General features: G+C 70.1%; 16 protein-coding genes. 11 read left to right on the forward strand and 5 right to left on the reverse strand.

Annotation, left to right across the window (positions count from 1 at the left end; genetic code table 11):
* The first annotated feature begins 18 nt into the window (after window positions 1-18).
* From QQX04_RS02145 to QQX04_RS02155, 3 genes are all read left to right on the forward strand, one after another.
* Window positions 19-1,617: an ABC transporter permease subunit gene (locus tag QQX04_RS02145; protein ID WP_301125781.1), complete on the forward strand. Its 1,599-nt coding sequence runs from the start codon at window positions 19-21 to the stop codon at window positions 1,615-1,617.
* Window positions 1,617-2,507 carry a sugar ABC transporter permease gene (locus QQX04_RS02150; RefSeq protein ID WP_301125783.1) on the forward strand — a complete coding sequence of 297 codons (891 nt, stop codon included), beginning with the start codon at window positions 1,617-1,619 and terminating at the stop codon, window positions 2,505-2,507. The genes QQX04_RS02145 and QQX04_RS02150 overlap by 1 nt, the downstream gene beginning before the upstream one ends.
* A gap of 149 nt (window positions 2,508-2,656) precedes the next feature.
* Window positions 2,657-6,091, forward strand: coding sequence for a glycosyl hydrolase 53 family protein (locus QQX04_RS02155; RefSeq protein ID WP_301125785.1), 3,435 nt, complete (start codon window positions 2,657-2,659; stop codon window positions 6,089-6,091).
* A 161-nt stretch (window positions 6,092-6,252) separates the two neighbouring features.
* On the opposite strand, the gene glgX is transcribed toward QQX04_RS02155, so the two are convergent.
* Window positions 6,253-8,409 carry a glycogen debranching protein GlgX gene (glgX, locus tag QQX04_RS02160; RefSeq protein WP_301125787.1) on the reverse strand — a complete coding sequence of 719 codons (2,157 nt, stop codon included), beginning with the start codon at window positions 8,407-8,409 and terminating at the stop codon, window positions 6,253-6,255.
* A gap of 143 nt (window positions 8,410-8,552) precedes the next feature.
* Between glgX and QQX04_RS02165 the strand changes: the two genes are divergently transcribed.
* Window positions 8,553-9,341, forward strand: a complete 789-nt coding sequence (locus tag QQX04_RS02165) for an electron transfer flavoprotein subunit beta/FixA family protein (RefSeq protein WP_301125789.1) — start codon at window positions 8,553-8,555, stop codon at window positions 9,339-9,341.
* Window positions 9,338-10,297 (forward strand): electron transfer flavoprotein subunit alpha/FixB family protein, encoded by a 960-nt coding sequence (locus QQX04_RS02170; protein ID WP_301125791.1) that lies wholly within the window; start codon window positions 9,338-9,340, stop codon window positions 10,295-10,297. The genes QQX04_RS02165 and QQX04_RS02170 overlap by 4 nt, the downstream gene beginning before the upstream one ends.
* A 69-nt stretch (window positions 10,298-10,366) precedes the next feature.
* Here QQX04_RS02170 and QQX04_RS02175 read toward each other — a convergent pair whose 3' ends face one another.
* Window positions 10,367-11,338 carry a permease gene (locus QQX04_RS02175; protein WP_301125793.1) on the reverse strand — a complete coding sequence of 324 codons (972 nt, stop codon included), beginning with the start codon at window positions 11,336-11,338 and terminating at the stop codon, window positions 10,367-10,369.
* Between the two features lie 52 nt (window positions 11,339-11,390).
* Between QQX04_RS02175 and QQX04_RS02180 the strand changes: the two genes are divergently transcribed.
* Complete coding sequence (locus QQX04_RS02180) at window positions 11,391-11,660, forward strand: hypothetical protein (protein ID WP_301125794.1); 270 nt, start codon at window positions 11,391-11,393, stop codon at window positions 11,658-11,660.
* Here QQX04_RS02180 and QQX04_RS02185 read toward each other — a convergent pair.
* Entirely contained in the window at window positions 11,638-11,967 is a 330-nt protein-coding gene (locus tag QQX04_RS02185) for an ArsR/SmtB family transcription factor (protein WP_301125796.1), read from the reverse strand. The genes QQX04_RS02180 and QQX04_RS02185 overlap by 23 nt on opposite strands.
* A gap of 144 nt (window positions 11,968-12,111) precedes the next feature.
* Between QQX04_RS02185 and QQX04_RS02190 the strand changes: the two genes are divergently transcribed.
* Both QQX04_RS02190 and QQX04_RS02195 read left to right on the forward strand, forming a co-directional pair.
* Window positions 12,112-13,050, forward strand: coding sequence for a hypothetical protein (locus QQX04_RS02190; protein ID WP_301125798.1), 939 nt, complete (start codon window positions 12,112-12,114; stop codon window positions 13,048-13,050).
* Between the two features lie 291 nt (window positions 13,051-13,341).
* A complete protein-coding gene (locus QQX04_RS02195; protein ID WP_301125800.1) occupies window positions 13,342-16,122 on the forward strand; it encodes an ExeM/NucH family extracellular endonuclease in 2,781 nt (926 codons plus the stop codon).
* A gap of 178 nt (window positions 16,123-16,300) precedes the next feature.
* Here the strand turns inward: QQX04_RS02195 and QQX04_RS02200 are convergent, their stop codons facing one another.
* Window positions 16,301-17,131: an oxidoreductase gene (locus QQX04_RS02200; protein ID WP_301125802.1), complete on the reverse strand. Its 831-nt coding sequence runs from the start codon at window positions 17,129-17,131 to the stop codon at window positions 16,301-16,303.
* A gap of 290 nt (window positions 17,132-17,421) precedes the next feature.
* On the opposite strand from QQX04_RS02200, the gene QQX04_RS02205 reads away from it, so the two are divergent.
* Window positions 17,422-18,111 (forward strand): tyrosine-protein phosphatase, encoded by a 690-nt coding sequence (locus tag QQX04_RS02205; protein ID WP_301125804.1) that lies wholly within the window; start codon window positions 17,422-17,424, stop codon window positions 18,109-18,111.
* Between the two features lie 85 nt (window positions 18,112-18,196).
* On the opposite strand, the gene QQX04_RS02210 is transcribed toward QQX04_RS02205, so the two are convergent.
* The gene (locus QQX04_RS02210; protein WP_301125806.1) at window positions 18,197-19,588 is read right to left on the reverse strand and encodes a DUF222 domain-containing protein; all 1,392 of its coding nucleotides are present in this window, start codon (window positions 19,586-19,588) and stop codon (window positions 18,197-18,199) included.
* A gap of 271 nt (window positions 19,589-19,859) precedes the next feature.
* Between QQX04_RS02210 and QQX04_RS02215 the strand changes: the two genes are divergently transcribed.
* Together QQX04_RS02215 and mnmA are read left to right on the forward strand one after the other, a co-directional pair.
* Window positions 19,860-20,993: a cysteine desulfurase family protein gene (locus QQX04_RS02215; protein ID WP_301125808.1), complete on the forward strand. Its 1,134-nt coding sequence runs from the start codon at window positions 19,860-19,862 to the stop codon at window positions 20,991-20,993.
* Window positions 20,994-21,079: 86 nt separating this feature from the next.
* Window positions 21,080-22,156 carry a tRNA 2-thiouridine(34) synthase MnmA gene (mnmA, locus tag QQX04_RS02220; RefSeq protein WP_301125810.1) on the forward strand — a complete coding sequence of 359 codons (1,077 nt, stop codon included), beginning with the start codon at window positions 21,080-21,082 and terminating at the stop codon, window positions 22,154-22,156.
* Window positions 22,157-22,341: the final 185 nt, after the last annotated feature.

Here is a 22,341-nt window from a genome sequence, read left to right on the forward strand (position 1 = left end):
GAGATGACGGGAGAGCGAATGTCCACCGAGACATCGACGCAGGTGCAGAAGCCCGAGGCACCGGCGCGGAACTGGCGAGGGCTCGGCTGGGGCTTCCTCGTGAAGCTCCTGCTGATGATGCTCGTCAACGCCCTGGGCGTGGCGGCCATCATGGCGGCCTGGAACGTGGAGCAGTGGACGATCCTCGCGGTCTCCGTCGTCTTCCTCATCGCTGCCGACTGGGTGTACTTCGCGAAGCGCACGCTGCCGCTGAAGTACATCTTCCCGGGACTCGTGTTCCTGCTCATCTTCCAGGTGTTCACGATGGGCTACACGGCCTACGTGGCCACCACGAACTACGGCGCCGGCCACAACGTCAACATGCAGCAGGCCGTGGACGCCGCCCTCATCCAGGATGAGCGCCGGGTCGACGGCTCCCCGTCGTACCCGCTGTCGGTCGTCAAGGACGGCGACACGCTCGGCATGGCCGTCGTCATCGACGACGTCGTCCAGGTCGGTTCCGAGGACCAGCCGCTCGCTCCGGTCGACGGCGGCGTGGCCGACGGGGCCGGTCGCCCCACGGAGGTGCCCGGCTGGGAGGTCGTCACCGTCAACGACCTGCTCTCGGACCCTGAGCTGGCGCAGAGCGTCACCGACCTGCGCGTCCCGGTCTCCGACGAGGCCGACGACGGCTCGCTGCGCACCCGTGACGGCTCGTCCGCCTCGATCTACAGGTCCTCCCTCGTGTGGGACCCCGAGACGACGACCCTCACGAACACCGACACCGGCGTCGTCTACACGCCCGACGAGTACGGCACCTTCGTCGGCACCGACGGCTCGAGCCTGCCCGTCGGCTTCTACGTCAACATCGGCTTCGAGAACTTCGTCAAGGCGGTGACCGACGAGGACTACGCCGGCCCGCTGCTCAAGATCACGGCATGGACCTTCGCCTTCGCGTTCCTGACCGTCGCGACGAGCTTCCTGCTCGGTCTGCTGTTCGCGCTCATCTTCAACGATGATCGCATCAAGGGCAAGAAGGTGCTCCGCACCCTCTTCATCCTTCCGTACGCCTTCCCCGCCTTCATGTCAGCGCTGCTGTGGCGAGGCATGCTCAACCCCGAGTTCGGCATCATCAACGAGTGGTTCTTCTTCGGAGCCAACATCAACTGGCTCGGCGACCCCTGGCTGGCGAAGTTCTCCATCCTGTTCGTGAACCTGTGGCTCAGCTACCCGTACTGGTTCCTGGTCTGCACCGGCGCGCTGCAGTCGCTGCCCGGCGAGACCACGGAGGCCGCGAAGATCGACGGCGCCGGACGGTGGAGGATGTTCCGCTCCATCACGTTCCCCCTGCTGATGGTCTCGACGGCGCCGCTCGCGATCGCGTCGTTCGCGTTCAACTTCAACAACTTCACGATCATCTACATGCTCACCAACGGCGGGCCCAGGTTCGCCGACGCGTCAGTGCCTCTCGGCCACACCGACATCCTCATCTCGGCGATCTACCAGATCTCCGGGATCGCAGGCGGCCGCGCCGACTACGGTCTCGCGTCCGCACTGTCCATCGTCGTCTTCGTCGTGGTCGGCATCGTCTCCGCGATCGCCTTCCGACAGACCCGCAAGCTCGAGGAGATCCAGTGATGTCCACCGCAGCCCCCGTGACGCAGAAGTCCCGCGAAGGCGCCCGTCGTCGACGGTGGTGGGGCGAGGTCGGCTGGAAGTATCCCGTCGCCATCCTCGTCATCCTCTACGCCGCGTTCCCGCTCGTGTTCGTGCTGTCCGCCTCGTTCGACCAGACGGGCAACCTGCGCGGCACCGAACGCCTCTTCAACTCGTTCACGCTCGACAACTACGCAGGGCTGAGCGACACCCTGTTCTGGACGTGGGTGGGCAACACCCTCGTGATCGGCTTCTCCGCCGCGTTCGGCGCAGTGCTCATGGGTGCCGCCGCCGCCTACGCCTTCTCGCGATTCAGGTTCAAGGGCCGACGCGCGTCGCTCACCGGCCTGCTGATCCTGCAGATGTTCCCGCAGACGGTCGCCTTCGTGGCCGTGTTCCTCCTGCTGCTGTCGCTCGGCGAGGTCGTCCCGGCGCTCGGCATCAACTCCAAGCTGGCGCTCATCTGCGTCTACCTGGGCACCGCGCTCGGCGCGAACACCTTCCTCATGTACGGCTTCTTCAACTCCATCCCCACGGAGATGGACGAGGCCGCGAAGATCGACGGCGCCACGCACGCACAGATCTTCTGGAAGCTGATCATGCCGCTGGTCACCCCGATCCTCGCGGTCGTGGGACTGCTCGCCTTCATCTCCGCGTTCGGCGACTTCATCCTCGCCAGGATCGTGCTGGTCTCCTCGGAGAACTGGACGCTCGCCGTCGGCATGTACCAGTGGGTGTCCGACCAGCTGACCGCACGCTGGGGCATCTTCTCCGCGGGCACCGTCATCGCGGCGGTCCCCGTGCTGATCCTGTTCCTCGTGCTCCAGCGCTACATCGTCGGCGGCCTCACCTCGGGATCCGTCAAGGGCTGACCGCCGCCCCCCATCCGGGATCTCGCGCAGGGCGCCCCGCCAGGGGTGCCGGGGGCTTGCTGCGTCTCGTGATCCTTCCGCACCACCCCAGAGCCCCGCGCTGACCTTCAGCGCTCCGCATCAAGGACGATCGGAAGGAAGAGGAGTCGATGACGATCCGCACCAGGTGGAGGTCGCTCGCGGCCGCCGTATCGATGACGGCCATGGTGGCCGCGGGCGGGGCGACGGCGACGGTCGCGTCCGCTGCCGAGGAGGGCCCCGTCGACGCGGGGATCACGGTCCCCCAGGTCGAAGGGATGGGGGAGGACTGGATCAACGGCGTCGACGTCTCGTCGGTCCTGTCCGAGGAGGAGTCGGGCGTCGTCTTCTACGACGAGGACGGCCAGGAGGCCGACCTGTTCCAGATCCTCGCCGACCATGACGTGAACTGGGTGCGCGTGAGGGTCTGGAACGACCCGTACGACGCCGAGGGCAACGGCTACGGCGGCGGCACCGTGGACGCCGCTCGCGCGACGACGATCGCCAAGCGTGCGACCGACGCGGGGCTCCGCGTGCTCGTGAACTTCCACTACTCGGACTTCTGGGCGCACCCGGGTCAGCAGCAGCTGCCGAAGGCGTGGAAGGACCTCGCGACCGTCGAGGAGCGCGCCCAGGCCGTGCACGACTACACGGCGGAGACGCTCGCCGGGATGGTCGCCGCCGGCGTCGACGTGGGCATGGTGCAGATCGGCAACGAGAACACGCCGAACTCGTCCGAGCAGATCGTCGAGGTGGGCGGCTGGGACGACTTCGCGACGATCGTGAGCGCGGGCTCCGCCGCGGTGCGTGAGACGGTGCCCGACGCGCAGGTGGCCGTGCACTTCACCAACCCGGAGCGAGGCACGCAGCCCTCCTTCGCGGCAGCGCTCGACGCGCGTGACGTGGACTACGACGTGTTCCTCACGTCCTACTACCCGTTCTGGCACGGCACGCTCGAGAACCTCACGAGCACGCTGAGCACCATCGCCACCACGTACGACAAGGACGTCGCCGTCGCAGAGGTGTCATGGGCCTACACGCTCGAGGACGGCGACGGGCACGAGAACACCATCCGCTCCACGTACGACCAGTACTCGATCTCCGTCCAGGGTCAGGCGCTCGCGATCCGCGACGTCATGCAGGCCGTGGCCGACGTCGAGGGCGGTCGAGGGCTCGGCACCTTCTACTGGGAGCCCGCATGGATCCCGGTCGGCCCCGCGGACGACGCGGCCGCCAACGCGGTGCTGTGGGAGCAGTACGGCTCCGGCTGGGCCGCGAGCTACGCCGGCTCGTACGACCCCGACGACGCCGGCGTCTACTACGGCGGCTCCTCGTGGGACAACCAGGCGCTGTTCGACTTCACGGGCCATCCGCTCGAGTCGCTGCGCGTCTACCAGTACGCCGTGACCGGCGCCGTCGCGCCTCGCACCGTCGACTCGGTCGAGTCCCCGAGCCTGACCGTGACCGACGGCGACCCGATCGACCTGCCTGCCGAGGTGCTCGTGAGCTTCACCGACGGCACCTCCGAATCGCAGGCCGTCGACTGGACCCTCGAGTCCTCGTGGATCGACGGGCCCGGCCTCTACACGGTGACCGGCGCCACCTCCGGCGGCTACGACGTCTCCGCGACGATCGAGGTGCTCGACCCCGACGCCGTCGGCGAGAACCTGGTGGTCAACCCTGGATTCGAGGACGGCAGCACCGGCTGGACCGGCACCGGCAGCGGATTCACGATCGGTCGCGCCGAGGATCCGCACACGGGCAGCCTCTCCACCCACTGGTACAGCGCGAATGCGAACTCGTTCCAGATCTCGCAGACCCTCACCGGCGTGCCCGCGGGCACGTACCGGCTCGCCGCAGCGCTGCAGGGCGGCGGGGCAGGTCCTGACGACGTCATCACGCTGAGCGCCCAGAGCGGGATCTCGACCGTCACGACGACGGCGACCCTGCAGGGCTACAAGGCGTGGCAGTACCCGACCACCTCGCTCCTGCACGTCTCCGAGGGCGGCACGGTCGACCTGTGGATCGACTGGGACATGAGCGCAGGCGCGTGGGGCACGCTCGACGACGTGACGTTCGCGCTCGGCGCCGACCTGCCCGAGGCCGACCTGTCCGTCCTTGAGGCGCTCGTCGACGAGGCCGGCACGCTCGACCGCGACGCGTACTCGCCGTACACGCTCTTCCTGCTCGACAAGGCGCTCGCCAGGGCCGCGTTCGTCACCGGATCGGAGGCTCCGAGCCAGGAGGCCGTCGACGGTGCCGCCACGCAGCTCGACGCCGCCCTCGAGGGGCTCGAGCCGGACGACGGCACCGTCCCCGACCCGACTGTGGCCCCCGTCTCGGTCACCGTCGTCGAGGGCGATCCGATCGCGCTTCCCGACCAGGTGGCCGTGATCGCCTACGACGAGACCGAGACGCTCGAGGACGTGGTGTGGGACGACGTGCTCGCGCTGATCGAGTCGCCCGGCGTCTACACCGTCGCGGGGGTGACCGAGAACGGCTGGGAGGTCACCGCAGAGATCACCGTGACCGTGCGCAACTGGATCGCCAACGGAGGCTTCGAGAAGGGTGTCTCCGACGTGACCCCGTGGCAGATCACCGCGGGGCTCCAGTCCGACGGCACGTGGCCCGACTCCTCCACCTCAAGCTCGTGGGTGGTCGGCTACTCCGACATCGAGGGCGGGTACGCCCTCAACGGGTGGAGCGATCCATGGAGCGGTCCCGAGTTCTGGCTGTCCGCAGAGCAGACCGTCGAAGCGCTGCCGGCAGGCACCTATGCGCTCACCGCGACGACCGCGGGAGGCAACGATCTCCTCGGCGGTGCAGGGGAGACCACCTACGAGCTCGGCGCGTGGGACGGCACGGCCACGCACAGCGTCGACCTCGCGCTTCCCGGCTGGCCGGACCACGACACCCAGTCGGTCCAGCTCACGCTCGACGCCGCCGCCGACGTCACGGTGTGGCTCTCGGCCGACATCGTGCCGGGCGACTGGTCCTATGCAGACGACGTCTCGCTCGTCCGCGTCCGGGACGCTGCCGACACCGGCGAGCTCGACTCGCTGCTCGCCGAGGCAGCGGCGATCGACACGGCGCTCTACGCCCCGTGGTCGGTGGAGGAGCTCGATGCCGCGCTCGCGGTCGCGCGCATCGCGAGCGGGGCCGACGCGCCGTCGCAGTCGCTCGTCGACTCCGCCGTCGCGGCCATGAGCGCCGCGCTCGACTCGATGGTGCTCGCCCCGAACGGGACCTGCGCCGTGTCCACGAAGGTGCACGGGACGTGGCCCGGCGGGTTCAACGCCCAGGTGTGGCTCGCGAACACGTCCGACGAGGATCTGCGCGGCTGGACCATGCGATGGTCGTTCGACGGCGACGAGGAGGTCGCGCACCTGTGGAGCGGTGACGTCACCCAGGACGGGTCCGACGTCGTCGTCACCTCGAAGCCGTACAACGGGAGCCTGCGTGCCGGCAAGCACCTCACGTTCGGCTTCCTGGGCACCACCACGTCGGACAGCCCGGGGCTGTCGGAGGTGTCGGTGAACGGAGTCGCCTGCGCGATGGGCGACTGACAGAGGGCTCGGCGGCGGGTGCGCGTGGTGCCCTCCGCCGCCGCAAAGGCGATGCCGTCGGATCCGGGTCGGGATCCGACGGCATCGTCGTCCTGTGGGCGCGGCTCGCCGACGGGCAGACCGCTCAGGCGGACGACTCGCGCGCGAGTCGCTTCGCCTTGTCAGTCGATCTGCGACAGGTAGAGCCTCATGGCCATGGGCTCCATCGAGACCGTCTCGCCGGGTTGCACCACGTCCGGCTCGATGTCGTTGATGTCGTCGAGCGCGCTGTCCCATGAGTAGACCCAGGCGGCGCCCTCGTCGGGCGGGAGCGTGATGTCGGCGGGCCCGCGGGAGCCGTTGATCACGACGAGCGCGTCGGGCTCCGACGGGTCCTGCAGCGACCGCATGAACTGGACGGTGCGGGTCCCGGGGTCCTCCCACCAGTCCTCGTTCTCGTGCGTGCCGTCAGCCTGGAACCACGCCGCCTCCGCCCTGAACGAGGTGTCGAGCAGGACCTCCTCGGCGGCCTCGTAGAAGGCGCGGGGTCGGAGCACACGGTGGTGCCGGCGCAGCTGGATCAGGTGGGCGATCGACTCGCGGAGCTGGAGCTGCCAGGGCTCCAGATCCCAGTCGAACCACGAGATCTCGTTGTCCTGGCAGTACGCATTGTTGTTGCCGCGCTGCGTCCGGCCGATCTCGTCCCCGCCCAGCAGCATGGGCGTCCCCGCCGCGAGCAGCGTGGTTCCCAGCAGGTTGCGGATCGAGCGGCGCCGCTCCTGGTTGACCTCGTCGTCCTCGGTCGGGCCCTCGACGCCGTGGTTGTAGGACCGGTTGTTGTCGGTCCCGTCCCTGTTCTCCTCGCCGTTGGCCTCGTTGTGCTTCCTGTTGTACGCCGTCAGGTCGTACGCGGTGAAGCCGTCATGCGCGGTCACGAAGTTCACCGACGCGATGCAGCCACGCATCCCGGGCGGCTCGCTGTGGGAGAACAGGTCTGACGAGCCGGCGAGCCGGGTGGCGAGCTCGGGCGCGGTCGGGTGATGACGGTAGCCGTGCGCGCCTGCGCCCGTGGTGAGCCAGAACGACCTCGTCGAGTCGCGGAAGCGGTCGTTCCACTCGGAGAACGGCTGCGGGAAGTTGCCGACCTGCCAGCCTCCGAGGCCCACGTCCCACGGCTCGGCGATCAGCTTCACACCGCTGAGCACCGGGTCGGTGACGAGGCCCACGAGGAACGGGTGGTCGGCCGAGAAGCCCTGGCCCGTGCGACCGAGCGTGGCGGCCAGGTCGAAGCGGAAGCCGTCCACGCCCATCTCGGTCACCCAGTAGCGCAGCGAGTCGAGCGCCATCTGCGTGACCCTCGGGTGCGCGAAGTCGAGCGTGTTGCCGGTGCCCGTCACGTCGTCGTAGTGCTGCGGCGCGTGGCTCTGAGTCCGGTAGTACGTGAGGTTGTCGAGCCCCCGCCAGGAGACCGTGCGGTCGCCCCAGCCGCCCTCGCACGTGTGGTTGTACACGACGTCGAGGATCACCTCGAGGCCCGCCTGGTGCAGCAGGTCCACCATGCCGCAGAACTCGTCCTGCACCGCCTGGGCGCCCGCCTCCCGTGCCGTCGCGGTCGCGTAGGCGGGATGCGGCGCGAAGAAGGACATCGTGGAGTAGCCCCAGTAGTTGGTGAGGCTGTCACGCTCCAGGTGCGGCTCGTCGGCGAAGGCGTGGACGGGCAGCAGCTCGACGCTCGTGACGCCCAGGTCCTTGAGGTACTTCACGGCGGCTGGGTGCGCGAGGCCCGCATACGTGCCGCGCAGCTCGTCCGGGATGTCCGGCATCGTCTTGGTGAAGCCCTTGACGTGCACCTCGTAGATCACCGAGTCCTCGAACGGCACGTGAGGCAGAGGGGTCTGCCAGTCGCCGGACGGGGGAGCGGTCACGACCGAGCGGGGCACGAACGGTGCAGTGTCGATGTCCGAGCGGTTCGACAGCAGCGCCTTGGCGCCGGGCTCCGGTGACCTCGCGAGCCTGCCCTCGACGCCGCGGCCGTACGGGTCGAGCAGGAGCTTGTGCGGGTTGTAGCGGTGGCCCTTGCGAGGCTGCCACGGTCCGGTCGCCCTGAAGCCGTACTGCGTGCCCTGGTCGATCCCCGGGATGAAGGCGTGCCACAGGCCGTGGTGCGGGCCGTGCAGGGGGTAGCGGGTCTCCGAGCCGTCCTCGTGGAACACGCACAGGTGCATGGCGGTGGCGTGCGCCGCCATGACGCCGACGGTGACGCCGCCGTCCACGAGGTGCACTCCCAGCCGGTGAGGCGTGGGGGACGGCGCGGTCTGCGGAGGAGGGACGATGCTCATGTGCTCATTGTGCCTGCACCCTGTGACGAGGCGCCCATTGCCGCACCGGTGAGACCGAGCCGAGGGGCGGGCGGTCGCGCGCACCGCCCTGAGCCCCCTGGGGCATGCGGCGGGTGTGCCAGCGCGACAGTAGGCTGGAACCCATGCGCATTCTGGTGACGGTCAAGTTCACGCCTGATCTGCAGTCCCACCGCTCCTTCACCGACGGGTCCGTGACCCGCACCGCGGACGACGGCTCGATGAACGAGCTGGACGAGAACGCGGTCGAGGCGGCGCTGCAGCTGGTCGAGGCGGCAGGGGAGGGCGAGGTCTACGCCCTCACGGTCGGCGGGCCCGACGCGGTCGCGGCGGTCCGCAAGGCGCTCCAGCTCGGAGCGAACCACGCGATCCACGTGTCCGACGAGGAGATCGCCGGGGCCGACGTGTTCGGCACCGCCAAGGTCCTCGCGGCCGCGATCCGCAAGGTGCACGAGGAGCAGCCGCTCGACCTGGTCATCACGGGCATGGCGGCGCTCGACGGCCTCACCTCCATGCTCCCCACGGCGCTCGCGGCCGACCTGGGCTGGTCGCAGCTCACGCTCGCGTCCGAGCTGACGGTGGCCGACGGCGAGGCGACGATCGTGCGCCACATGCCCGACGCGCACGAGACCGTCGCGGCGCCCCTGCCGGCCGTCGTGTCCGTCACGGACGAGGCGAACAGCCCGCGCTATCCCAACTTCAAGCTCATCATGGCGGCCCGCAAGGCGCCGGTGACGCAGTGGTCCCTTGCCGACATCGGCGTGGACGGCGTCACCGTCGGTGCGATCGCGGCCCGCACCGAGGTGCGCGACGCCTCGCCCCGCCCGGAGAAGGCGGACAGGCAGGTCGTCACCGACACGGGCGACGGCGGCGTCACCCTCGCGAACTTCCTCATCGAGAAGGGTCTGGCATGAGCGGCAACACGGTGGCGGTGCTCGTGGAGCACCGGGACGGCGTCGTCGCGCAGCCGACGCTTGAGAACCTCACGCTTGCGCGCTCGCTGGGCGAGCCCGTCGCGGTGTGGCTCGGAGAGCCGCCGAGTGACGAGGCGTCCGCGACGCTGGGTGCGTATGGCGCCGGTGCGGTGCGCGTGGTCGAGCTCGGCGCGGCCGGACGCCTCCCGAAGGTGCGCGCCGCGGCCGTGGGCGCGGCGACGCCCGACGCCCCGGTCGTCCTCATGACGTCGACGTTCCTCAACAAGGAGGTCGCGACGCTGCTGGCGCTCGAGACCGGTGCGGGCGTCGTCGTCGACGCGTCCGGAGCCGAGCTGGCCGACGGGCGGGTCGAGACCGAGCAGACGGTCTTCGCCGCCACCTGGAACATCCGCACCCGCGTCGTCTCGGAGCGGGCGATCGTCGCGCTTCGACCCAACACGACCCAGGCCACCGAGGTCGACGGTGCGGGAGCCGCGACCGTCGAGACCGTCGTCTTCGAGGCGCCCGAGGTGCCGGAGCGGCTCGTCGCCGTCTCCGCCGTGGAGCGCGAGGAGGGCGTGCCGCTTGCGGAGGCCCGCGTCGTCGTCTCCGGCGGCCGTGGCACGAACGGCGACTACGCCCTGGTGCGCGACCTCGCCGACGTGCTCGGAGGTGCGGTCGGCGCCACGCGCGACGCGACCGACGAGGGCTGGATCTCGCACGAGCACATGGTCGGCCAGACCGGCACGACGGTGACCCCCGCGCTGTACGTCGCATGCGGCATCTCCGGTGCGGTGCACCACCGCGGCGGCATGCAGGCGTCGGGCACGATCGTGGCCGTCAACATCGACCCGGACGCGCCGATCTTCGAGATCGCGGACCTGGGCATCGTCGGCGATCTGAACGACGTGCTTCCCCAGGCGATCGCGACGCTCCAGGAGCACAAGGGCGCCTGACCGGTTCTGACGTGACACGAGGGGCCCGACCGTCACGGTCGGGCCCCTCGTGCGTCTGCCGCAGGCGCGTCAGGTGAGCGCGTTCAGCAGGTAGCCGGCGCCGATGATGCCCACGGCGACCACGCCCACGAACGTCGCGAGCGTGCGGCGGTCCATCACCTTGCGGAGCATCAGCAGTTCAGGTGCGGAGAGCCCCACCACGGCCATGAGCATCGCGATGAGCGTCCCGATCGGCACGCCTGCGGCGTACAGCGGTGCGAGCAGGGGGACCGCGGTGGCCGTCGCCGAGTACAGAGGGATGCCGATGAGGGCGGCGGCGGGTACACCCCACCACTGCTCGCCGAGCTGCGCGATGAGCTCGGTCGGCACCCAGCCGTGCACCACGGCGCCCAGCGCGATCGCGACGAGCACGAAGTGCCACAGCTTCCTCAGCGTCGTCCGGGCCTCCCGCACACCTGCGCGCAGGCGGTCGTCGAACGTCGGCCGGGGCGCCGCGGTGGCCATCGGCAGCAGCGTCGGCGCGGCGCGCTCCTCGCGGCGTCCGAGAGCGCCCATGAGCGCGCCCGTGCTGACGGCGATGGTCAGCCCGAGCACGAGGTAGGCGGCCGCGATGGCCGGGCCCACCATCGAGGCGAGCATCGCGAGCGCGATCTCGTTGACGAGCGGGCTGGACACGAGGAACGTCATCCCGACGCCGACGGGCACGCCCGCCCGCGTCATGCCCACGTAGAGGGGGACCGAGGAGCAGGAGCAGAACGGGGTGATCGCGCCGAGGCCGGCGGCGAGGGCGTGACCGACTCCGCGTCGTCGACCGCTCAGCAGCCGTTGAACCCGGGAGGGGGTGAGCCAGGTGCCGAGGAAGCCGACGGCGAACACGATCGCGGCGATGAGCGCGAGGATCTTGCCCGACTCGTAGAGCGCGAAGTGGACGGCGCCGCCGGCGGCGGAGTCGAGGTCGAGGCCGAGCGCCGTGAGGAGGCGCGTCCAGGCCGGATCGGCGACCGTGATCAGTGCTGTCGCCCCGAGCGCGGCGGCCGCCACTCCCGCTCGGAGCCTCAGTGGGTCTGAGGGGTCTTCGGGCTCGCCTTCTGGAGTGCAGCAGGACGACGCAGGTGCGGGTGCGCTGTCGCAGCACGAGGCGACCGGTGGCGCGGTGTCGCAGCAGGTGCTCGTGCCTGCCTTCGCGGCGCTGGGCGACGGGCTTGCCGCGTGGGTGCGTGCCGATGAGGCCGACGGCGAGCTGGACGGCGACTGCGCGGCCGCCGTCGGCTGCTGTCGTGTCGAGGTGCCGTTCGGGGGCGGTGGTGTGGGTGCGCAGCAGGTCTGCGCGGAGGGTGAGGTCACGAGGGACTCCCGGTGTTGAAGGGAAGCGCGGCGGAGAGTCGGGCGGCGGCACCGTCGGCGACGCGGTAGTGGACCCACCGCCCGCGCCTCTCGGAGGTGACGAGGCCCGCATCCCGCAGCGTCTTGAGGTGGTAGCTGAGCAGGTTGCCCGCGATGGGGAGGACTGCCTGGATGTCGCAGACGCACTGCTCGCCCTCGCGGTCGAGGAAGCGCAGCACGCTGTACCGCAGCGGGTCGGCGACGGCGGCCAGGAGGGCCGTGTTCTCGACCGCGAGCGGTGCGGCGTCGTCTCGCGACGTCAGTTCAAGAGATGTTGAATCAACCACGATTGAAGTATGCACACGTTTGCCAGGACGCGCAATGGGTCTCGACGTACCCTCGAAGGACAGGGGTCCGCGCGGCCTCGGCACCGACGAGGCCGTACCCGGACGTCGGACGGCGACGATGCCGTCCGGGGAGGTGAGGCAGTCATGGCCACTCAGCAGATGCACACGACCGAATGGAAGCGCTTCGGACCGTGGATCGACCCCGTCACGCGGGCCGAGGACGTGCCGCCGCTCTATCGCGACACCACGCTCGACCTCGACGCGGCCACACTGGTGCTCAAGGTGCCCCGCGACATCGAGCACCGCGACGCGAAGTCGGACATGGACCTCTACGACCACCTCGTCGTCATCGACGAGAAGGAGGTCACGGTCCTCACCAGGCATGGCATCGCAAGGGACGACGACAGGCCCCGAGGCTACGACACCGAGTCCATCGCGTTCGCCGACCTCATGGCGGTCCACGACTCCGTCAACCTCCTCCGTGGCGTCGTCACCCTCCACGGGCGCGACGGTCACGCGATCTCCATGCGGCACTCCGGCTCGCCGCGAGGAGGAGTCGGGAGGCTCACCGACCACCTGCGCGAGCAGCTCTCCTCGCTCACCCCGGGTCCCTGGGGTGACGCGTTCCTGTCGAAGGTCGACGGGATGGAGGCTGACCTCAGCGTGCTCCGCAGGCCCGGCGACGCGGGCGTCGCAGGAGCGCTCCAGGACCTGCGCGCCGACCACCGCGACATCACCGCGTGGGCATGCCACGCCCACCGGCGGGTGTGGCCCGAGAATGCGGGATTCGGCCAGCGCGTCCAGCACGTGCTGTCCGCCGCGCACCTCCAGGGTGGTGTGCTCGCGGGCGACGACACGATGCTCGAGCTGCTGGGCCGCCACGAATGGCTGACCCGCGGCACTGTGCCTGCGCTGTCCTCGTCTCGGCTCACCATCCCGTTCGCGCGGATCGACGGCGTGGATGAGGAACCGCACCCCATCTACGGCGGCGCGGTCGTGCTCACCTTGCGGGCCGGCGGCAGCACCATGACGGCCGTCGTCCCCGAGGACGCGCCGATGCGGAGGTTGCTCACGGCGGTGTGACGCACGCCCTCCGAAGTCGCGCCTTCGCGTGAACGTTCCGCCGAGGACCCGGCGCCCGCGCCCAGCGAAGCCGTGATGCAGTCGCGCGTGCGAGTCCGCTGCGGCCACGGCCTGGGCGCGCTCCCGATCCTGCCGCGACACCCGGTCACAGTTGGTCGATCTGCCAGGAAGAATTCACACGCTGTTTACGTGACTTACATTCCCCTCGCCACCTTCGGCGCATAGGTTGGAAAGGTCCTATTTCACCTGAACCGGACTAATCCCCCAGGGGTGGGGGCGTGGGAGGGAACCATGCGCGTACGCGCTGCAGCGTCCGCGGCTGTCCTGGCGATGGGGGCGGCCACGGCCGTCGCCGTCCCGGCAGCGGCAGATGAGACCACCGAGCTGATCATCTCCGAGTACCTCGAAGGCAGCTCGCTCAACAAGGCGATCGAGATCTACAACGGCACCACGTCGGACGTGGATCTCGCGGCCGAGAGCTATGCGCTCGAGGTCTACTTCAACGGCAACACCGAGGTGGGCGCGAGCATCGCGCTGACCGGCACCGTCGCGTCGGGCGACGTGTACGTCTTCGCTGACGACGGCGCGGGCGCCGAGATCCTCGCCGAGACCGACCAGACCACCACGTCGAGCCTGTTCAACGGCGACGACGCGATCGTCCTCACCCGCGACGGCGTCGTCGTGGACTCGTTCGGGCAGATCGGCGTCGACCCGGGCTCTGAATGGACGGGCGGCGGAGCGAACGACACGCTTGAGCGTCTCCCCTCCGTGTGCGCGGGCGACACCGACCCGAGCGACGCGTTCGACGCGTCGGCCGAGTGGGAGAACTACGGCACCGACGTCTTCAGCCTCCTCGGCTCGCACACCACCGACTGCGAGCTCGGCACCTACGCATCCTCGGGTGACGGCGGTGACGGCGGTGACGGTGGCGATGGCGGCGACGGAGGTGACGGCGGTGACGGCGGTGACGGCGGTGAGACCGAGGAGCCTGTGATCACGCCGATCTCCGAGATCCAGGGCTCCGGCTCCGCGACCTCGTTCGAGGGCACCGCCACGGTGCAGGGCGTCGTCGTCGGCGACTACCAGGGCCAGGGCGGCGACTACGAGCTGTCGGGCTTCTTCCTTCAGTCGCTCCCGGAGGACGCTGACGGCGACCCCGCCACGTCCGAGGGCATCTTCGTCTACAACTACTGGACCGACGTGGAGGTCGGCGACCTCGTCACGGTCACCGGTTCCGTCTCGGAGCGCTTCGACCAGACGCAGATCACCGGAAGCGAGGTCGTCATCGACGGCACCGCGACCGTGGAGCCGACCGTCGTCGAGCTTCCGCAGCCGTCCGAGGACTACTTCGAGCGGTACGAGGGCATGCTCGTCACCTTCGAGCAGACGCTCACCGTCACCGACGTGTACGACCTCCTCAACTACGGCGAGGTCACGCTGTCCGCGGGCGGTCGCCTCATGAACCCGACCTCGGTCGCTGAGCCGGGCGCTGACGCACAGGCCGTCGCCGACGCGAACGCGCTCAACATGCTCGTCATGGACGACGCGACCGCCTTCAGTGGCGACGACATCGTGTCCCTCCCGTACGGCATCGGCGGCGAGCCGACGACGGCCGAGAACCCGCTCCGCGCGGGCGCCACGGTCGGCGACCTCACCGGCGTCATCGGCTACAGCTTCGGCGACTGGCGCATCTACTCGCACCAGTCGCTCGCGGCCGACGGCGGCGACAACACGGCGAACCTCGTCGACTCGAACCCCCGTCCCACGGCGGCCCCCGAGGTCGGCGACGCGGAGATCACGGTCGCGAGCTTCAACATGCTGAACTTCTTCGAGACGCTCGGCTACAACGCACCGCTCTGCGGCCCCACCGGGGACTCCAACTGCCGCGGCGCGTCGGACGAGGCTCAGTACCAGCTGCAGCTCGACAAGCACGTCGAGACGCTGAAGATGCTGGACGCGGACATCGTCGGCCTCATGGAGGTCGAGAACACGGTGGACGTCGAGGCGCTCGACGGACTCGTCGCGGCCCTCAACGCCGACCTCGGCGAGGACCGCTACGCGGTGCTCGACACGGGCCTCCTCGGCACCGATGTCATCAAGGTCGGGCTCGTCTACGACCAGACGACGGTCGCGCCGAGCGGCGACTTCGCCGTCCTCGACTCGAGCGTCGACCCGGCGTTCGATGACTCGCTCAACCGGCCCGCGCTGGCGCAGACCTTCACGGACCTGTCCGACGGCGAGTCCGTCACCGTGATCGTCAACCACCTCAAGTCGAAGAACTGCTACAACGAGGAGACGGGCGGCGACCTCGACACCGGTGACGGCGCGGGCTGCTACAACGAGACCCGCACCATCGCGGCGGAGGCGCTCGTCGACTGGGCGAACGACGACCCGACGGGCACCGGCGAGGAGCGGACCCTCATGATCGGCGACTACAACTCGTACGAGAAGGAGGACCCGATCGACGCGATCCTCGACGGCGGCTACACCAGCCTCGTCGGCGGCGACGACTACTCGTACGTCTACTTCGCCGAGTGGGGCCAGCTCGACTATGCGTTCGCCTCAGAGTCGCTGGCCGACGAGGTCACGGGTGCCGCGCACCTGCACCTCAACGCCGACGAGTCGTCCGACCTGCAGTACTACGGCGACTTCCCGCAGTGGGCGGAGGGCACCGCCTACCGCTCGTCCGACCACGACCCGGTGCTGGTGGGCCTCGCGCTTCAGCCCGAGCCTCCGTACTGCGCGGTCGAGTACATCACGCACTCGGCGTGGTTCACCGGCAAGAAGGGCGGCGGCTTCGTCTCGCAGGTGTGGGTCACCAACATCAGCGACGAGACCATCGATGGTTGGGACCTCTCCTGGTCCTGGGCCGGCGCTGAGCGGGTCACCCATGAGTGGCGCGTCGACATCGAGCAGGACGGCGCGGACGTGACGGCGTCCAGCCTGTTCTACTCCGACAAGATCAAGCCGGGGAAGCGCCAGACCTTCGGGTTCCTCGGCACCCAGGAGGACGGAGTGACGGCTCCGACGGAGTTCACACTCAACGGCCACTCGTGCGAGGTCGTCTCCTAGCAGGGCAACAGGCCCTCGCCAGGCGGGGGAAGCACGGTCAGGGGCTCGAGTCGACGGTCGGCTCGAGCCCCTGACGCGTCCCTCGGGCTGCCTCGTCCGTCGGGCTGCATGGTCCGTCGGACTGTCGACGCTGCCTCGCCAGTCGGGCCCGGCTCCCGAGTCTGGCGCGTCCGACTCGCTAGTCCGCCGGCCTGTCGACCGAGAGCGTCAGCTCCTCCCACTGGTCCACCTCCGCGCGGAAGCGGTCCAGCTTGGCGCGCGTCTGTGTGAGCGCGTGCGCGCCGGCGATGAAGTGCCGGGGCGGCTCGTCGGCGTCGACGAGGGTCAGCATCGCCTGGGCGAGCGCCTCTGGTGATCCGGGCTGGTGGCCGGGCAGGGAGTGGATGCGGTCCCAGAAGGGTTCCATGACGGGCGCGTAGTCCGGCAGGATCTCCTCGTTCTTGGCTCCCGAGGGGATCCACAGCGAGCGCACCGGGCCGGGCTCCACGAGGGTCACCTTGATGCCGAGGTGTTCCACCTCTGCGGCAAGCGCCTCCATGAAGCCGGACACGGCGAACTTGGAGGCGCAGTAGTACCCGAGGCCGGCGGATCCGCGCACGCCCGCGACGGAGGAGATCGTGAGGATGTGCCCGCCGCGGTTCTTGCGGAGATGAGGGAGCAGCGCCGTGGTGACCTTGGCAGCACCCCAAAAGTTGGCGTCCATGACGGCGGCGGCGTCGTCCGGATCTGACTCCTCGATGGTGGAGAAGTAGCCGATGCCGGCGTTGTTGACCAGCACGTCGATCTGGCCTGCGCGGTGGATGGCGGTGGATATCGCGGCGGCGACCGAGGCGTCGTCGGTGACGTCGAGCGCGAGCGGGATGACGGTCTCGGGGTGTGCGCCGACGAGGTCGTCAAGCGTCTCGGGTCGGCGCGCGGTGGCGACGACGGTGTGTCCGGCGGCGGCTGCGGCCTCTGCGGTCGCTCGTCCGATCCCTGTGGAGCAGCCGGTGATGAACCAGGTGGCCATGGGTCTCCCTTCCGCCGAGGGCGGGCCCGGCGCTGCTGGCCACGCTACCCGCGCGGTCGCGCCCGCGACCGGGACGGTAGGCCGACGGGGCGTGACGGGGTGCGACTGGGTGCGACTGGGCGCGACGGGGTAGGACTGGGTGCGACGAGGGGGGACGGGGTGCGGCGGGCTGCAAAGGGCGCGACGAGGCGTGACTGGGCGCGAGGGGCCGCGCCCCAGCTGGCGAGTGCAGAGATGTCGGGACCGTCGGCCGATTGTGCGGCGTGCTCGACACGTGGTGGACTCAGGTCATGAACACCCTTGCCAACCTTCGCGACGTCTCTCATCTGCCAGGGCTGAGGTCGGGGGTGTTGTGGAGGTCGGACGCTCCTCACATGGGTGATGTGGCGCCGGAGGGCCACGAGCCGTGGCCGCCATCGGTGGTGGTGGATCTGCGTGATGACGCCGAGCGGTCCCATGGCCATCCGCTGTCGGAGAGCACCGCGGTGGTGGCGGTGCCGGTGTTCGCGGATGCGTCGGTCCAGGCGCAGGCGGCTGGCGGCACCCTCATCGGCCTGTACTCGCGGATGCTCGAGGGGGAGGCGGCGGCTCGCTTGGTCGAGGCGGTGACGGTCGTCTCGGGTGCGGAGGGGCCGGCGCTGGTGCATTGTTCGGCGGGCAAGGACCGCACGGGTCTCACGGTGGCGCTTGCGCTGGCTCTGATCGGTGTGGAGCGCCGTCACATCGTGGAGGACTACGTGCTGACGACGGAGGCGATGCCGGGGGTGCTTGCGCGGATGGCGCGTCAGTTCGGCGTGGGTGATGGCGCTGCAAATGTCGCGATGATTCCGGACGAGGTGTTGCAGGCGCCCGCATATGCGATCGAGTCGGTGCTTGATGTGTGGGAGGCACACCCGGGCGGTGTGGAGGCGTGGTTCGTCGACGCTGGGGGAGACGCGGCGGTGATCACGCGCCTGAGGGAGCGCCTGCTGGACGACTGACCTGGACTGCGGCGCCCCGACCAGCGTGGCAGACGGGGCCTCGCGCACGCCGGTTCCTGGCGTGCTTCGGCTCGCGCCAACGCCCCTAGGTCGCAACGTCGATGCGTGTGCGTCCTCCGAGGGTGGGTGTGCGGGTGGGGTCGACGTGTGGGGGTGGGGTGATCCAGATCTGTGCGTCTTGTGCGTGGATGTTCCAGCCGTGTTGGTGGATGTCGTGGTGGCATCTGACGCAGAGCATGACTCCGTTGGCGAGGTCGGTGCGTCCGTTGTCTTTGCCCCACCAGGCGATGTGGTGGGCGTCGCACCAGTCGGGTGGGGCGTGGCATTTGGCGCAGCCGGCGTCTCTTTCGATGAGGGCGAGTCGTTGTGCCCGGGTGAAGAGTCTGCGGGTGCGTCCCCAGTCGAGGATCTCGCTGTCTCCTCCCAGGACGGTGGGGATCATTCCGGCGTCGGCTGCGAGCTGTCGGGCTGCCGAGATGGAGATGGGGGTGTGGGTGCCGTCGATCTCGGCGACGCCGTCGCCGGCTTGCAGGTCTTCGAGTGACAGTCGCACGACGACGGTGGTCTTGATGCCTGCGTGCGAGTCTTCGCAGCCGGTGGCGTGGCGGGCGAGCCATGCCAGTGCGTCGGCGCGCAGCTGTGCGGCGGAAGGCGCGGTGTTCTCGGGGGAGGGTGCTGCGTCGCGGCGTGCTTGGAAGGCTTGGCGGACGTAGCCGTCGATCATGGCGCGCACGGGGGCGGCGGAGACGGGGTCGAGTCGTGCGGTCAGCAGCATCGAGCCGTCGGGCTGGGGGCGCATGGTCGCGAAGCGTTCGTGGAAGGCGTGCTCTTCACGCTCCTTGAGCGCTTGGGGTGTGATGCGTGCCTCGGCGAAGGACACCATCCGTCGCACCTGGAGCAGCGGCAGGCCGATCGCCTTGTCCACGACATGGCTCTCCCAGTCGGTCAGAGCGGGAGCGTCGAGCACGTCGGCGACGCGTTCGAGCGCGCCTGCCAGGACTGCGCCTGCCTCGACCGACAGCCTCCCGACCGAAAGGGCCGCGGCAAGCACGGGGAAGACGGGTGCTGGTGTGGGCGTGGCTGGTGCGCCGGGTGAGTGTGGTGCCTGAGGGTCAGCAGTGGGGGAGTCAGTGCCACCGGAACGCCCGTCAGCCTCAGCCCGCGCCGCGTCGGCCATGACCTTGCCCACCCGTGCAAGCCGGCCCGCCTCACCCGTGGTCCCGCCGGACACGGACGCGACCAACGCCTGCGGCGACTGAAACCCCTCCCGACGCGACAGGCCCACCGCGCCCGGCGCCGGCTCCGAACGGCGCGCGATCTCCGCGGCCACCCGCGCCAGCAGCACGTCGGCCTCGCGGCGCACCTCCACGACCGACCGTTGAAGCCCCAGAAGCTCCCCGCGCGGCAACGACTCGACCTGCGCCACAAGCGCACGCAACGCGGCGATTCCCGCAGTTGCCTCACCCGTCGTCGTCATGACACCAGTCAACCAGCAGGGTCTGACAAAACGGACAAAAGGGATTGCGAGTGAGCGGATGGCGTTCGACCTGCACGCGACGGGCATGCCCGTGGCGCAGCCGCTCGGACGTGGCATGACGCGGCCTGACGCCGTTGCGCCACCGCTCGGCGCGAAACGTTCACGGCCCGCGACCCCCAGGGAAAGGCGGGGGACCGCGGGCCGTACATCTGGGGAACGCTCGACGCGTCCGTTCCGCTCCCGTGTCGGCGGCACGACGTAGGGTGCCGGTGTGCACTATCTGGATCACGCGGCCACGTCGCCGTTGCGGCCCGCTGCACGTGCGGCATGGCTTGAGGCGGCCGACGCGGTGGGCAACCCGTCGTCCCTGCATGGCGACGGGCGGCGCCGGCGCGCGATCGTGGAGGAGGCGCGGGAGCGGATCGCGGCTGCACTCGGCGCTGACCCCGCCGAGGTGATCCTGCTGAGCGGCGGCACCGAGGCGGACAATCTAGGCGTCAAGGGACTCTGGTGGGGTCGCGGAGGCGGGCGCATCGTGACGACGGCCGTCGAGCATCACGCGGTCCTGGACCCTGCTCGCTGGCTCGCGCAGACGGCCGACGCGACGGTGCACGAGTCTCCGGTCTCGCCCAACGGCTCGGTTGACGTCGACGCGTTCCGCACAGCGCTCCCAGGTGCGGCCCTCGCGTCGGCGATGTGGGTGAACAACGAGGTGGGTGCGATCCAGCCCATCGCCGAGCTCGCGGCGGCCGCGAAGGAGGCGGGCGTGCCGATGCACTGCGATGCGGTGCAGGCGGTCGGCCACCTGGAGGTCGACTTCCATGAGTCGGGCCTCACGACGATGGCGGTGAGCGCGCACAAGCTTGGCGGCCCGGTCGGCGTGGGCGCGTTGATCGCTCGCCGCGACGCCCCGCTTTCCCCGCTGCTCCACGGCGGCGGTCAGGAGCGCAAGGTGCGCTCGGGCACGGTCGACGCGGCGGGCGCCGCAGCCTTCGCGTCGGCCCTGGAGGAGGCAGTCCGCACCAGGCAGGGGGAGGCCGCACGCATCGCAGCCCTCGCCGCCCGCCTGGCCGACGGGATCCGCGCCGCTATTCCCGATGCCGTCGTGCGTGGTGCCCGGGACGGCTACGCCCCGCACATCGTCCACGCGGTCGTGCCGGGGGCGTCGTCGGAGGCGATGCTGATGCTGATGGACGCGTCGGGCGTCGCGGTCTCCTCGGGCTCTGCCTGCACGGCCGGGGTCGTGGAGCGCAGCCACGTGCTGCAGGCGATGGGGCACTCAGCGGAAGAGTCGCGGTCGGCGGTGAGGTTCAGCCTGGGCTGGTCGAGTACGGACGCCGATGTGGACGCCGCTCTCGCCGCGCTGCCCGACGCCGTCTCGCGGGCGCGCGCCGCCGGCCAGTGACGTGGACCGGCTCGGGGCGTTCGGCTCGGCCCCGCACCGCCTCGCCTACACTTGTGGGGTCCTGTCCCCGGCCCTGAAGGAGGGTCATGCGCGTCCTCGCCGCCCTCTCCGGAGGAGTCGACTCGGCGGTCGCGGCCGCCCGCGCGGTTGACGCCGGGCATGAGGTGACGGGCGTCCACATGGCGCTCAGCCGCAACCGCGACCTCCACCGCAACGGCTCGCGCGGCTGCTGCTCGATCGAGGACGCGAACGATGCACGCCGCGCCGCGGACAAGCTGGGCATCCCGTACTACGTGTGGGACCTGTCCGACGAGTTCCACGACACCGTCGTCGCCGACTTCCTGTCCGAGTACGAGGCGGGACGCACCCCGAATCCGTGTGTGCGCTGCAACGAGCACATCAAGTTCGACACCCTGCTGGAGCGTGCGTCGGCTCTCGGGTTCGATGCTGTGGTCACCGGGCATTACGCCCGGATCGACATCAGGGACGACGGGGTGCGTGAGCTCCACCGTGCGGCCGACGCGGCGAAGGACCAGTCGTATGTCCTCGCCGTGATGGGCCCGGAGAAGCTGGCTCGCGCAATGTTCCCGCTGGGCACCACGACGTCCAAGTCGGAGGTCCGCTCGGAGGCTGCGGCGCGCGGCCTGGGCGTCTCGAACAAGCCCGACAGCTACGACATCTGCTTCGTTGCGGACGGCGACACGAAGGGCTTCCTTGAGCGTGCCCTGGGCGAGCGGCCCGGCGAGATCGTCGACCAGGACGGCGCCGTGGTCGGCGCGCACTCCGGGGCCTATTCGTACACCGTCGGCCAGCGCAAGGGCCTGGGCCTCGGCAACCCTGCGGCCGACGGTCGCCCCAGGTATGTGACAGGCGTGGACACCGCTCGGAACGTCGTCACCGTCGGCCCCGAGACGTTGCTGTCCGTCTCGACGCTCGTGGGCGAGAAGGCGGTCTGGCTTGCCCCGGATGTGACGGCGGACGCACCGGTCGAGTGTCACGCACAGGTCCGCGCGCACGGCGAGCCGGTGCCCGGTCGTGTGACGCGCGAAGGCGACCGCATCGTCGTCGAGCTCGACGCCCCGATCCGCGGCGTGGCAGCCGGGCAGTCGCTTGTCGTCTACTCCGGCTCCCGCGTGCTCGGTCAGGCAACGCTCGTCCGCTGACGCGTTGCTCCGGGCGCGTCCATTGGCGGCCCGCGCCGGGCTCAGCTGGTGTTTGCGGCCGGTCCGCAAGGCCCTCCGGCCGACGCCCGCCCCGCCGGGCACTGAGTGTCACCTGGTATCTCCTACTGCGCGAGAGCGCTCCCGCGCCTACAGTTGACGTGTCAGCAATGCGCATGGGGTGGCGT

The organism is Demequina zhanjiangensis, from assembly GCF_030418315.1.
Lineage (GTDB): Bacteria > Actinomycetota > Actinomycetes > Actinomycetales > Demequinaceae > Demequina > Demequina zhanjiangensis.

Coding starts and splice junctions, on each gene's coding strand:
- mnmA (WP_301125810.1), top strand. CDS start 21,080: ATGCGCGTCCTCGCCGCCCTCTCCGGAGGAGTCGACTCGGCGGTCGCG.
- QQX04_RS02165 (WP_301125789.1), top strand. CDS start 8,553: ATGCGCATTCTGGTGACGGTCAAGTTCACGCCTGATCTGCAGTCCCAC.
- QQX04_RS02155 (WP_301125785.1), top strand. CDS start 2,657: ATGACGATCCGCACCAGGTGGAGGTCGCTCGCGGCCGCCGTATCGATG.
- QQX04_RS02150 (WP_301125783.1), top strand. CDS start 1,617: ATGTCCACCGCAGCCCCCGTGACGCAGAAGTCCCGCGAAGGCGCCCGT.
- QQX04_RS02170 (WP_301125791.1), top strand. CDS start 9,338: ATGAGCGGCAACACGGTGGCGGTGCTCGTGGAGCACCGGGACGGCGTC.
- QQX04_RS02145 (WP_301125781.1), top strand. CDS start 19: ATGTCCACCGAGACATCGACGCAGGTGCAGAAGCCCGAGGCACCGGCG.
- QQX04_RS02200 (WP_301125802.1), bottom strand. CDS start 17,131: ATGGCCACCTGGTTCATCACCGGCTGCTCCACAGGGATCGGACGAGCG.
- QQX04_RS02210 (WP_301125806.1), bottom strand. CDS start 19,588: ATGACGACGACGGGTGAGGCAACTGCGGGAATCGCCGCGTTGCGTGCG.
- QQX04_RS02195 (WP_301125800.1), top strand. CDS start 13,342: ATGCGCGTACGCGCTGCAGCGTCCGCGGCTGTCCTGGCGATGGGGGCG.
- glgX (WP_301125787.1), bottom strand. CDS start 8,409: ATGAGCATCGTCCCTCCTCCGCAGACCGCGCCGTCCCCCACGCCTCAC.
- QQX04_RS02205 (WP_301125804.1), top strand. CDS start 17,422: ATGAACACCCTTGCCAACCTTCGCGACGTCTCTCATCTGCCAGGGCTG.
- QQX04_RS02190 (WP_301125798.1), top strand. CDS start 12,112: ATGGCCACTCAGCAGATGCACACGACCGAATGGAAGCGCTTCGGACCG.